Raw genomic sequence first — 12690 nt, 5'->3', positions numbered from 1 at the left:
GCCGGATCAGGCCAGGTGATGGCCGCAGTCGGGCTTGGCGTCGGAGCTGGTGTGGGAGCTGGCGTAGGTGCCGGCGTAGGCGCTGGCGTAGGTGCCGGTGTCGGCGCTGGTGTGGGTGCCGGTGTCGGTGCCGGTGTGGGGGCTGGCGTAGGTGCCGGTGTCGGCGCTGGTGTGGGTGCTGGTGTGGGCGCTGGTGTGGGCGCCGGTGTGGGGGCTGGCGCAGGTGCCGGTGTGGGGGCTGGCGCAGGTGCCGGTGTGGGCGCCGGTGTGGGTGCCGGTGTGGGTGCCGGTGTCGGTGCGGGCGCCGGGTCGGGCGTGCCGCTCGGCGGCGAGCCTGCCGCCGCTCCGCTGCCGCCGCCGCAGGCAGTGATGGCCGTCGTCAATAGAAAACACAAAAGCAAGCTGGCTTTGCGTTGGGTGGCAGTGCGCGTCGGGTGGAGGTCCACGCTGTGTCCTGGCGTATGGTCAAAGTGCGCCCTCTCCCATGCGAGATGAGGGATTCAGAAGCGATCGAAGAAGGCCTTGATTTCCGTCGCGGCGAAGCCGGGCGGCCAATGACCACCGTTGCTATAGCCGCACCACGCAACCGGTTTGTCGGCGGCGCAACCCTGGTAGATCACGCAACCGTTGGTTCCGATCTTGGTGGCAGTCTTGCTGCAGCTGTTCTTGGCAATGAACTTGTCACGCGCCTCTTCGCCAAACTGATAGCCCACGACGGCATCTTCCTTGGCATGCAGCAAGAGGGCGGCCGTCTTGTTCGGGGAGGCCACACAGCCACTCCAGACCGACCCTGACATCGGCGCCACGGCGCGGAAGACGTCGCCCATCTGGCAACCGATCGCGTTCGACATCATTCCGCCGAAACTGAAGCCGGTGGCGAAGACATGGCTTGTGTCGATGCACAGGCTCTGTTTCAACTGGTTGACCATCGCACCGATGAAGCGGATGTCCCGGTCGTTCGGGTTGGCCCAACCCGCATCCAATCCGGCCGGCGCTACGAAGATTCCAGTCTCGCCGTAGAGCTCCTTCAAGCCGTAGAAGGGTTTGCCACTGGCCCAGCTGTTGCCGTTGTAGACATCGGTCGCGCTGCCGTCACGCCAGTGCAGCCCGACGATCAGCGGATAAGCGTTGTCGCTCCGATAGGCGGACGGCACCCGAACCCAGTAATCGCGCGTCACGCCGTCTGAGGTCAAGCTGTATTTGCCGCTCGCCAACTGAGCAGCTCGCCCACAGCCGGCACTTTTGCTCGACGGTCCGGGTGCGGGTGCAGGTGCTGGCGTGGGTGCAGGTGCAGGTGCAGGTGCAGGTGCAGGTGCAGGGGCCGGAGCAGGTGCAGGTGCAGGGGCCGGAGCCGGAGCCGGAGCCGGAGCCGGAGCCGGCGTGGGCGCTGGCGCCGGGGCAGGCGCACCGGCGGCTGGAGCGCCCGTGCCCCCACCACAGGCGCAAACCGCCAGGGCGGACACCAGGGCGCCCGCCAGGCGCGGTGAAACGAAGCGCAGGCGCCTCACTTCTGGCAGGGCGAGGTGGTCAGCGTGAGCAGGCCGAGGCGGTAGGGCAGCCGGCCGTAGTCCCCGCTGGCACCAGGCGTGAGCCCCTGGTAGAGGAAGCGCATGTCGCAGACGCTGATTTCGACGTTCTCGTCGTAGCCTGTGCGCAGAATTTCCCCGTGGCTGATGCCCTGGCTCCATTTGCCCGTGGGGAAGCTGACATTGGCATTGCCCGCGAAGGGGTTGGACTCAGTCGCGGCCAGCGGCGTCCAGGTCCCCGACAGGCTGCTCGCCGTCCAGGAGCGGAAGTACCGGCCACTGCCGCCAATCGCCTCGACGATCATCAAGTACTGCCCCGTCTCGCGCACCTTGTAGATCTGCGGCGCCTCGAAGAGGTTGTTGCTATTGGCGTCCCGCAGGGCAATCACGGTGTCGCCAAACCCATTCGGGAAGTTCGCCAACGTGGTCTGCGAGCGGTAGATCTCCCCGTTGTCACCAGCAGAGAACAAATGGCAGTTCGCCGCATCGCAAGCCACGGCGAAATCCAGCCAGCTGCCACGCCCGTTCGCGGTGTTCTGCTGCACGATCGCCGGCACGCTCTTGTAGAAATTGCGCGGCGCACTCCACCCGGCCGGGTTGCTGATGTCCGCGTTGGTCGAATAGGCGGCGTTGCCGTTCTGGAACACCAAGTACCAAAGCTTCGACGGCGTATGGAAGAAGACGAACGGCGCGGCGCGGTAGCCCGCGCCGATGGCGGTGCTGTCCAGGAAATACGGCGTCGCGGAGCCGGCATTGGACCAGTCCGAGAACGAGCGGTATTCCAGCCCCCAGCCGTCGCCCTTGGCCTGCGTGGAAAACACGTGCCAGAGGCCGTTGTGGAACACGACCGACGGGTCCTTGATCGCCACTTCCGGGAAACGTGCGGCCGGCTTGGCAACCATCAGCGGCGCGCTTGAGGTCCACTTGAAGCTCGACGGCATTTGCACCTGCCCGCCCGAGGCGCTGCCCACGGGCACGAGCGCCCAGGTCTGGTTGCGACCAGCGTAGTCGGTGTACTGGGTGATGTCGCCACCATCCGCAGTCGACGCGTTGGCGACTTCCAGCGCCTTGCCCGAATTGCGGTTGATGAAGCGCACGGCGCCGTTGTCCGCGCCAACGAGTTGCCACTGCTGGTTGGCCCCGTTGCCGTCGCTGAACTGGTTCACGGCGGCTCCGTCGGCCTTCGAGAAGTTCCAGACATCGACAACCTTGCCCGAGTGCCGGTTCTTGAGCCGGTAGTAGCCGTTGCCGGAACTGATCAGCTGGAACTGCTGGTTGGCGCCGTCATGCCGGGCCCACTGGCGGAACTCGCCGCCGTCATTGGTCACCCAGTTGTAGAGATCCAGCGCCTTGCCGCTGTTGACATTGACAACGGCATACCACGTGTTGCCGTCCACCGTGATGGCGGCCTGTGCCGGGGTTGCCGTGGCCAGCGCAGCAGCGCAGAGCACACCTGCCGCCAGCGCCGTGGGCGCGAAGCGCCGCTTCATGATGTGAGTCATGGGGTCTCCTTTCGAATCGACCTTGCGGCTCAGAGATCGCCGAAGCCGATGGCGCCGTTGCAATGCAGCCATTCGCTGCGCCCACTGCCGCCGCCACACCGGCCGCTCTGGTAGACGCCGGTGTTGTAGGTCTGGGTCTCGGCCTGGCGCGCGTTGCCATTCACGCTCAGGTAGTCGATCTGCACATCACGCCCGGTGGCGTCGTTCGTGAACTCCACCGTGCTGCCGCCGGACAGGCTGGTCGTGAAGGTGTAGTTCGTCATGGTCTTGCTGAGCGTCCACGACTGCACGGCGGTGCCGCCAATGCGCAGCGTGACGCGCTCCTGGCCCGAGGTGCCGCGGGCCCGCACGACGATGGACTTGCTGCTCGAGGTGTTGCGCACGTAGTTGGCGAGCCAGGTCAGCGCGGGCCGCTCGCTGCCGTCACGGCGCACGAGATGCGAATTGGCCACCCAGGTCTGGCCTTCGATGTAGCCCCACAGCGTGACGCCGGCAACGGCCGGGTGGGTCCACAGCAGCGGGAACTTCTGCTGGTAGCGCGACAACTGGGTGGCATCGTCACCGGTCATGTCCAGCTCGGACACGTAGATCGGCACACCGGCCTGGGCCAGCGAGTTCAGGTTCTGCGTGATCGTGGCCGGCGCCACGGTGTCCATGCTGAAGTGGTGCGACTGGATGCCCACGCCGTCGATCAGGCCGCGCGACTTCAGGATGCTGACGATGCCCTTGTAGCGGGTCACCGCATTGGCGTCGTTGATGATGCCGTACTCGTTGATGAGCAGCTTGGCGTTGGGGCAGTGCTGGCGCGCCTTCTCGAACGACCAGACGATCCAGTCCCAGCCGGTGGCGCCGGCACCGCCAAGCGCCGCGCGATAGCTGGCCGGCTGGTGCAGGGGCTCGTTGACAACGTCGATGTACTGCGTCTGCGGGTAACGCTGGCAGTACTGGCGCATGAAGTCCTCGACCTCGGCCGCCTGCTGCGGCGCGCTCAGCCCGCCGATCCAGTTGGGCTCTTGCGAACCCCACACGAAGGTGTGCTGCTTGAACGGCATCCCGTTGGCGCGCGCGTAGTTGTAGGCCGTGTCCAGCGCCCCCCAGTTCATTTGGCCGCGCACCGGTTCCACCGAGCCCCACTTGCCGGCGTTCTCCGGCGAAACCTGGTTCCAGTAGGTGTTGAAGTTGGCCGGCGGGTTGCCCGCAATGATGTTGCCGAGGAACTTGGTCTTGCCGTTGGCGATCTGCGCCTGCGCGAGCTGTGCCGTCCCCAGCAGCACGGCCGCTGCGCCGGTGCTGACGAGAAGGCGACCCAGGGTCTTGAAGCGTTGTGTGTTGTCCATCGTTGTCTCCTTTGTGGTTCAGTTCACGAGGGTGGTGATGCTCTTGGCCGGCAGGGAGATCGAGAACATGTTGCCGCTGACGCCGATGGCCGCCTGCTTCTCGAACGTCGCCGTCGCAGTCGTGCGGTACGGCGTCAGGCTCGTCAGCGTGCGGCCTGCCGGCGTGATCGACGTGGTCAGCGTGACGTCCGTCGCGTTCTCGTTCACGAGCACCACCACCGCCTTGCCGGGCGCCGAACCCGCCGGTGTGCCGTACGCCGACACGCGCACGCCCTTTTGCGGCAAGGCGGTCGTGTCGTAGCGCACATAGCCCGGGCGGATGAAGTACGAGAAGTGCTTCATGCCCAGGCCGAAGTACGTCGGCTTGCCCGCGCTGGTGATCAGCCCGGTGGGCGTCGAGTCGTTGGAGTTGACCAGCCACCAGTGCACGTAGGCGTTGTATTGCGCCACCGTCATCCCGTCGTGGATCTCCTTGGCCAGCGCGATGGCGTCGTCGATGCTGGTCTGCCACGCGGTCTTGCTGGACGACTTGTTGACGGAGTCCAGGAAGTGCTCGGTCATCCAGAGCTCCTTGCCGAGCTTGGCCGCCGAGCTGGCGTAGTCCGGCTGTGCGCCGTACAAGTGCCCGCCGATGATGCCGAGGTTGTTGGCGGCCTTGGCGTCGGCCATCAGCGCGTCGGTGGCGGTGGGCACATAGCCCAGTGATTCCGGCGCCATGAGCTTGGCCGTGGTGCCGGCGACCGCCGTCGCGCCTTGCTCGCCGATGAAGGTCTTCAGTTCGTCGGCGTTCCACAGGCAGGACTCGTAGTCCTTCGGGTCCCAGTCGGGCTCGTTCTGCACCGACACGGCGTAGAGGTTGACGTTGCGCGTGGCGGCATAGCGCACGTAGGCGTTCAGGTACTGCGCATACGCCGCGTACATCGTCGGGTTGAGCCGGCCGCTGTAGAGCGGGTTGGGCCGCTCCTTGTTGACGATCTTCATACTGGCCGGGGGCGACCACGGCGAGGCGAACACCAGGGCGCCGCGCGCCTGGGCACCGGCGCCGTTGACGAGCTCGGCGGTCCACTGCGTGGTGTCGGCCGTCTTGGTGGCCGCGTTCCACTCGGCCGGCGCGATGCGCAGCCGCATGATGCTCAGTCCGAGGCTGTCGGGCAGGCCTGTGCCGAACAGCACGTTGAGCCGGTCATCGGCGAGCTTGTTGTAGTACCAGGCCGCCGAGCCGCCGAAGCCCTTGATCGTCTGCTTCGCGTCGCCGAAGTCGATGACCGCCGCGCTGGACAGCGGCTTGATGGTCAGCGTGGTGCTCGCCACCGAGGTGGTGTAGTGCGCCGTGTCCTTGGGCACGAAGGTGGCCATGACGACGGCGCTGCCGGGCGTGGCGGTGGTGGCCGCACTCAGGGGCTTGCCGTCTGCGGTCACGTAGGACGCCGCGTCGAACGAGCCCTGCACGCCGTACAGCACGGTCGGGGCCGGCGTGATCTGCGCCGCCGTGAGCACGGAGCCTTGCAGGACTGCGGCCGGCACATCCCAGCGCACACCGGGATGGGCCTTGTTCACCGTCAACTTGCGTGTGATGGTGCTGGCCGAGTAACGGGTCTTGTCCTGCGGCGTGAACGTCACCGACAGCGTCTGCACACCGACTTCCAGCTTTGCCCCCGCGGCCGGCGAGTAGCTGAACGTGCCGGCGACATCGGAGCTGGCGTTCAGTTGCACCGTGCTCAGCGTCGTGCCCCATTCGATGGCCGCCGGATCAGGCCAGGTGATGGCCGCAGCCGGGCTTGGCGTCGGAGCTGGTGTCGGGGCTGGCGTAGGCGCTGGTGTAGGTGCCGGTATCGGTGCCGGTGTGGGGGCTGGCGTAGGTGCCGGTGTGGACGCGTCGGTGCCCATCGCACAGAAGCCGACGGACTCGATGCTGGACTTTCCTGCAACGGTCTTGTTCCAGTCCAGCCCCTTCAGCGTGAGCGTGCTGCCCGACTGCGACCACTGCGCATTCCACAGGCTGTTGACCGCACCGCGAACGGTGAGCGTGCCCGCCCAGGCCACCGCCTCGCTGTTCGGGTTGCTGACCTTCACGGTGGCGCAGTAGCCGCCGCCCCATTGGTTGTTGACCACATAGGTCAGCGTGACCGGACTCGCGGCCATCGCAGACTGGGCAAAGAGGGCCGACAGCGCAGCGCAGAGGACCAAAGGACGAAGGCGTGACATGGCGTTTTGCTCCGGGTTATTTCTTGTTAGCTGATGGCAATCGATAGGCATCGAAGCTCATCTTCAGGGCATAACGTTGAGACTCGGTGTCAAAACGTACCCCCGCGGAACCTAACCACGAGAAACGCAAGTAGCGCGCAAGCTCCAACGACCAGGCCTGTCGGCGGCGCAGCCCATTGGCTCGCTATTGCGACGCGGCCGGCACTGCCATTTCGAAAGCCAGCCGCCAACGCGAGGTTCGCAGCCATTTGCAAACAATTGCATCTTGCGAAGTGCCGCGGCAGAACGGGTCGCATGGCGCGCTTCCGGTGGTAGCGGGATGACCCCGAAGATGCGCCGCCCGGCGGCTGCCATGCACCCTCAGAGTCGATCCGGGACGGCGCCAAATGCCGGCGCTGCGAACGTGGCCCTGCGTGGAGATCTGGGCCTTAAACCATGACGGTGTCCGGCAGATCGCCCCGCGTGCGCAGCCGGTCGGCCCAACCACCGGCTTCGGGCGTCCCGGTCAGTAGCCGACCGAGTCGGCGTACTTCAGGATGGCCGTGCCGTAGCTGCCGCCCCACTGGTAGCCGTAGCGGCGCTCGGCTTCGATGTCCATGATGTTGTAGCGTTTGCCGGCGCCGGGCGGGTTGTCCGTGGCGGAGCGGCCGCTGAAGAAACCGACGTCCGCGTCCAGGTCGTAGAAGCGGTACCACATCGTGCTGCCGGCCTTGGCCACGATGGGGTTGTACTTGTCATCGGTGTTGCCGGACGGGCGGCTGACGTAAGCCGTGTTGGCGACCTGGACGGCGGTGCTGCGGTACCACGCGAGCGCCCCCTGCACAGCCGACTTGACCGCCGCCGTCTGCGGCCGGGTCATCAGGAAGGCCACCACCTGGACCGACTCCAGCCCGCTCTTGGACGGCAGCTCGAACGAGCGCGCGCCGCGCGGCTCGTAGCTGACCGGGTCGTGCTGAGCGCACCAGACGGTGCGGCGCCCCTGCTGCACGATCTGCGCATGCACGATGTAGTCCACCGCCTTCTCCAGCGCAGGCGCGATCGCATTGCGCTGCGCCTCGGTGAGCAGGTCGCCCGTGAACGGCGCCTTCTGCTTGGCCGCCTGGTCCAGCGCGATGAGGACCCGCACCATCGCGTTGTCGTTGAACGTCACGTAGTTCGAATACAGCGTGCCGGTGCGCGCCGGGTAAACCTGCGGCCAGCCGCCACTGGGGTACTGCATCTTCAGCAGGAAATCGACGGCCTTGCGGGCGGCGTCGCGGTAGGTGGCCTCACCCGTGCGGCTGTAGACATCAGCCAGGAACATCACCTCGCTGATCGTGGCGTCGTTGTCGATGGTGCCCAGCTCCACGCTGTTGGCGCCCTTCCATTCGGCCCTGGCGGCCTTGCCGTTCCAGGCGGCCTTGTAGACGGTCGTGGCGTTCTTCCACTTCCAGAAACCACCGTGCGGCATCTGCCAGGTGATCATGTTGTTGGCCAGCTGCTTGTCGGCCGCGAGCTTGGCGGCATCGGTCGAGGCGCTGCTCAACCAGCTCTTGTAGGTGTTCAGCTCGGAGTAGACAGGGTTGCCGGCTTGCTGCAGCACTGGCGCGCCAGGCGTTGGTGCGGGTGCCGGCGTCGGCGCGGGCGCCGGGGTCGGTGCGGGCGTGGGAGCCGGCGTAGGTGCCGGGGTCGGGGCGGGAGTCGGTGCAGGCTTGGGTGCGGGGGTGGGCGCCGGAGCAGGCACGGGCGCAGGGGTCGGGGCGGGCTTCGGCGCTGGTGTTGGCGCGGGGGCCGGTGTGGGGGCCGGCGTGGGGGCGGGTGCCGGCGATGGAGCCGGCGTTGGTGCCGGTGACGGCGCGGCGGAACCCGTCGCACAGAAGCCGACCGACTCGACGCTGGCCTTGCCGGCGATCGTCTTGTTCCAGTCCAGCCCCTTGAGCGTGAGCGTGCTGCCGCTCTGCGTCCACTGCGCATTCCACAGGCTGTTGACCGTGCCGCGAACGGTGAGCGCGCCGTTCCAGGTCACGGCCTCGCTGTTCGGGTTGCTGACCTTCACCGTGGCGCAGTAGCCACCGCTCCATTGGTTGTTGACGACGTAGGTCAGCGTCACCGGGCTCGCTGCTTGGGCTTGAGCCGCCAGCAGGCCGGCCAGCAACAGGCCGTGGGTCAGTTTCTTCACAGGGTGCACGGGGATCTCCATTGGGGGCGAACGATCAATCCAGGGGCGAGTCGTTTAGCAGCCCCGGTGGGCAGGCGCCAACGGCTTGCAAACCGTCACGCGCGGCACACGCCGCGCGCAGGGGGCTGTCAGGGCAGGAAGCGGCCGGGCTGCTGGCGACTCAGCTCCGTCCAGACGCGGCGCAGCATCCATCCATCCCACGGCGTGATGCGATCCGACGCACCGGCTTGCATGATGGATTTGGGCAAGCCGGTCGGCGGGAACTGCTCCGGCTCATAGAAGTCGGGCAGGTTGAAACCATGGCCGATCTCGTGCTCGATGATGTGCGCCTCGGCCTGCGGGCGGCTGGCCACGGACAGGATGTAGGCACTGGACACGCGCTGCCCCCAGTCCCCGCCCGCGCCGCCGCCGAAACCCTGCGTGCCCCACAGCGACATGTCGAAGTGCGAGGGCTCGCCACCCGGGCAGGCGCCGTAGTTGCCGTCGCGGTGCTTCATGCGCGAGCAGGTGTCGGGGCAACGAGGTGCGCCGCCTTCATCCAGGTCGCCGACGTAGACCTTCATGCTGCCATCGTCCGCCCAGTCGAGCACGCTGCGGTCCTTGACGGCCCAGCCGACGACCTTGACGTCGATGCGCGGATAGGCCCAGCCGTCGTAGTTGGCCAGCCAGGTGCTGACCCAGTTGTTGATCTGGGTGTTGATGAGTTGAGAGATCTGGTTCCGCTGGGCCAGGCTGACGCGCTCGTTCGACTCCCAACGCACGCAGTAATTGAGCTTGCCCTTGGTGGCGTAGATCTGATCAAAGATGAGATTGCGGAAGTTCAGCGCCTCGTTGCCGATGCGGTTGTTCCACACCCAGGAAATGGTTTCGGGCTTGACGTCCGCCGTGTTGGGCGGCGTGGTGCTCGGCGCCGGGGCGGGAATCGGCAGAGGCGTCGGCGCAGGAGCCGGCGCCGGCACAGGGGCCGGCGGCTTGGGCGTAGGCGCGGGCGCGGGAGCTGGTGGCTTGGGTGCGGGCGTGGGCACAGGCGCAGGCGGCTTGGGTACCGGTGCGGGAGCCGGCGGCTTGGGCACCGGCGCCGGTGTTGGCGCGGGCGTCGGTGCGGGTGTCGGTGCGGGATTGGGCGCGGGTGCAGCGTTGCTCGATGCACAGAAGCCGACGGATTCGACACTGCCCTTGCCGGCGACTGTCTTGTTCCAGTCCAGCCCCTTGAGCGTGAGCGTGCTGCCGCTCTGCGTCCACTGCGCATTCCACAAGTTGCTGACCGTGCCGCGAACGGTGAGCGCACCGCTCCAGGCCACGGCCTCGCTGTTCGGGTTGGTGACCTTCACCGTGGCGCAGTAACCGCTATTCCACTGGTTGTTGACGACATAGGTCAGCGTCACCGGGCTGGCGGCCTGCGCTTGAAAGGCGAGCAGCCCCGCGACGGACAGGCAGCAGGTCAGTTTGATCAATGGGTGCACAGGCGTGCTACTGGTGGAGGGGTCAAAGAGGGGTTGATTCGTTCGGTGGGGCAGTGGCTCAACGAGCCGGCAGCCGGCAGGCCGCCACGCGTTGCACACGCAGCGTGCTGCCGCCGGGGCTGTAGGCCCAGACCACGTCGCCCGACGGCGTGGTGGTCATGTCCTGGAAGGTGTCGATCGGCAGCGTCGTCGTGACCGGGCCCTCCAGCACTGCGCCCGTGGTGGCATCCGCCACGGCGAGCACCAACTTGCCGGAGGACTTCCAGCCCAACAGCAGCTTGCCGGTGCCGTAGGCGGCCATGTAGGGGCGAAACGGGTAGGTGCCGTCGATGCCCGTGGCGGCGGCGATGGTCGTGGCCGCCGGCCAGGCGCTTCCGCTCTCGGGCACCTTGGCCAGCTGCAATGTGAGCCGGCTGTTGACGGTCTCGACATAACTGATCCAGTGCCCGCCACTCACCGGCACCAGGCCGCCCAGCGCGCGCTGCGTAGGGTCGCTGCCGCCGAGCCACTGCAGCGAGCTCGGCGCGGCCGTGCGCGTGGACAGCCGGGCCAGCTGCATCGCATTGGGGTAGGCGTCGCCATGGCAGCCGGCGGCCCATTGCTTGCCGTTGTGCGCCAGCCGCACCGACCAGCTGTGGCTGCAACCCCAGTCCCAGCCGCCGTTCAGCAGGCTGCCGTTGGCCGCGTCGACGAACTTGAAGGTATCGCCGGCATGGATGTCCACCTCGCCGGCCGCACCCGGCCGCTGCGTGGACATGGCCGAGCGGTAATAGACCCCGATGGCCGTGCCATCGGTGGCCAGGCGTGCGGTGTGGCCGTACCACCAGATGAACTGGGCACCGACGCTGTCGGCGTTGCCCTTCTTGGTGAGCGTCGTGCGCGTGAGGGTGTTGCCGAGCGCGTCCAGCCGCACCAGATCCATCTTGCCGCACACGGCATTGCCGGGCGTGGCGCTGCCCTGGCAGTACTTGGCGCTGTAGATGTCGGGGTCGTTCGCCATCACCGCCAGCGCAGCCCCGTCGGGCATGGGCAGCATGGCGTGCACTTCCAGCCCCGCCACACCCGGCAGCGCCGCGCCCAGCGTGTCGGTCGCGGAGAGCGAGGCCATCTTGATGGAGGGCCCGGTCTTGTCCGTCCAGGCCAACCAGGCGCTGCCATCGCTTTGCGGCGCAATCACCGCAGGCGTGTACTCGTCACTGGCCGCCGCATTGCCACCCACCGCGACCGTGGTGCTGCGCAGCCGCATCTCCAGCGTGTCGCAGGCAGCTGGGGATGGTGCAGGGGTAGGTGCAGGCGTAGGCGCTGGCGTAGGCGTAGGCGTAGGCGTAGGCGTAGGCGTAGGCGTAGGCGCTGGCGTAGGCGTAGGCGTAGGCGTAGGCGCTGGCGCTGGCGCTGGCGCTGGCGTGGGCGTGGGCGCGGGCGTTGGCGTTGGCGTTGGCGTTGGCGTTGGCGTTGGCGTTGGCGTTGGCGTTGGTGTTGGCGTTGGTGTTGGTGCCGGCGTCGGCGTCGGCGTCGGCGTCGGCGTCGGCGTCGGCGTCGGCGTCGGCGTCGGGCTGGGCGTGGGCGCAGGAGCCGGCGCCGGTGCCGGGCTACCACCAGCGGCTGGCGGCGCCCCGGCGGAAGGCGCCGCGTCGCGGCCGCCGCCGCAGGCCGACAGGCTCAGGCACAGGAACAAGACGCCCAGCGGGTGCGCAGGCGAGACGCTGGGGCGAGTGGCAGTCACGTGAGGCCGCATGGCAGGCGTGTGCTGAGGGGGGCAACGACTTGACGACGCTCGTCAAGCTCAGGGGCGCCAGGTCAGCGGCGTCTTGCTGTTGACGTCCGTGGCGCGGCCGACCGTGGAGGTGGCGTCCACATAGCCGGAGCGGTTGCCGCTGCTCAGGTTCAAGCCCACGCCGCGGTACTCCACGTCACCGTACAGGTTCAGGCTGCCCGAGGCGGCCTGGCCCGATTCGAAGAAGCCCAGCGGGTAGAAGGTGGTGCGCACCTGGGCCGAGCCGCCGACGACGAAGTTGTTGTTGCCCCACGGGCTGCCCGTCACGCCCACCACGCTCAGGCCGCCGACCGTGCCGCCACTGACTGTGCCGTTGGCGATGATGGCCTGGTCTTCGATGCGCGCCGTGCCCGACACCGAGGAGCCCGGCATCACCGTCGCGTACGGGCCGACATACACGCTCGTGGCCGTGCCGCTGGGCGCGCAGCCGCCGCCGTTGCTGTGGCGAACCGTGCCGCTCGGGCAGGCGTCACGCTGGCCGTTCTGGAAGCCCTGCGGCCAGGCGTTGGCCAGCTCCACCATGTACGGGTAGCGCCAGATGGTGGCGTAGTCCTGGTCCCAGGTGACGGTCTTGAACACCGTCGGCGTGGCCGACACCACCATGAACAGCGGCTCGCCGGCGTTGACCTTGAACGTCACTTCGCCGTCCAGGCCTTTTTGCATCGCGCTGTAGCGTGCCGTCGTGAACTGCGTGTTGGTGGCCACCAGGCCCCAGCGGAAGTCGG

General features: G+C 67.6%; 9 protein-coding genes. All 9 read right to left on the bottom strand.

What is annotated here, in order from left to right:
• Positions 1 to 6 precede the first annotated feature (6 nt).
• Positions 7 to 393 carry a hypothetical protein gene (locus ACG00X_RS21160; RefSeq protein WP_394491253.1) on the bottom strand — a complete coding sequence of 129 codons (387 nt, stop codon included), beginning with the start codon at positions 391 to 393 and terminating at the stop codon, positions 7 to 9.
• 107 nt (positions 394 to 500) lie between these two features.
• Complete coding sequence (locus tag ACG00X_RS21155) at positions 501 to 1214, bottom strand: CE1 family esterase (protein WP_394491251.1); 714 nt, start codon at positions 1212 to 1214, stop codon at positions 501 to 503.
• A gap of 290 nt (positions 1215 to 1504) precedes the next feature.
• A complete protein-coding gene (locus ACG00X_RS21150) occupies positions 1505 to 3127 on the bottom strand; it encodes a non-reducing end alpha-L-arabinofuranosidase family hydrolase (RefSeq protein ID WP_394491249.1) in 1623 nt (540 codons plus the stop codon).
• Positions 3058 to 4365, bottom strand: coding sequence for an endo-1,4-beta-xylanase (locus ACG00X_RS21145; RefSeq protein ID WP_394491247.1), 1308 nt, complete (start codon positions 4363 to 4365; stop codon positions 3058 to 3060). The genes ACG00X_RS21150 and ACG00X_RS21145 overlap by 70 nt, the downstream gene beginning before the upstream one ends.
• Before the next feature lie 18 nt (positions 4366 to 4383).
• A complete protein-coding gene (locus tag ACG00X_RS21140) occupies positions 4384 to 6507 on the bottom strand; it encodes a cellulose binding domain-containing protein (RefSeq protein WP_394491245.1) in 2124 nt (707 codons plus the stop codon).
• Positions 6508 to 7075: 568 nt separating this feature from the next.
• Complete coding sequence (gene pelA, locus ACG00X_RS21135; RefSeq protein ID WP_394491243.1) at positions 7076 to 8728, bottom strand: pectate lyase; 1653 nt, start codon at positions 8726 to 8728, stop codon at positions 7076 to 7078.
• A gap of 128 nt (positions 8729 to 8856) precedes the next feature.
• Positions 8857 to 10182 carry a cellulose binding domain-containing protein gene (locus tag ACG00X_RS21130; protein ID WP_394491241.1) on the bottom strand — a complete coding sequence of 442 codons (1326 nt, stop codon included), beginning with the start codon at positions 10180 to 10182 and terminating at the stop codon, positions 8857 to 8859.
• Positions 10183 to 10249: 67 nt separating this feature from the next.
• The gene (locus ACG00X_RS21125; protein ID WP_394491239.1) at positions 10250 to 11437 is read right to left on the bottom strand and encodes a hypothetical protein; all 1188 of its coding nucleotides are present in this window, start codon (positions 11435 to 11437) and stop codon (positions 10250 to 10252) included.
• A gap of 537 nt (positions 11438 to 11974) precedes the next feature.
• Positions 11975 to 12690: DUF6055 domain-containing protein (locus tag ACG00X_RS21120; RefSeq protein ID WP_394491237.1), on the bottom strand; the 716-nt coding region annotated here is incomplete at its 5' end.

Source organism: Pelomonas nitida, assembly GCF_043555975.1.
GTDB lineage: Bacteria > Pseudomonadota > Gammaproteobacteria > Burkholderiales > Burkholderiaceae_C > Pelomonas > Pelomonas nitida.
Note: the sequence above shows the minus strand (reverse complement) of the source record. Positions and strands in the feature narration are given on the sequence as shown.

Bases quoted from the DNA above. Each gene is read 5' to 3' on its own strand.
- ACG00X_RS21145 (WP_394491247.1), bottom strand. From the start codon at position 4,365: ATGGACAACACACAACGCTTCAAGACCCTGGGTCGCCTTCTCGTCAGC.
- ACG00X_RS21140 (WP_394491245.1), bottom strand. From the start codon at position 6,507: ATGGCCGCGAGTCCGGTCACGCTGACCTATGTGGTCAACAACCAATGG.
- ACG00X_RS21125 (WP_394491239.1), bottom strand. From the start codon at position 11,437: ATGCGGCTGCGCAGCACCACGGTCGCGGTGGGTGGCAATGCGGCGGCC.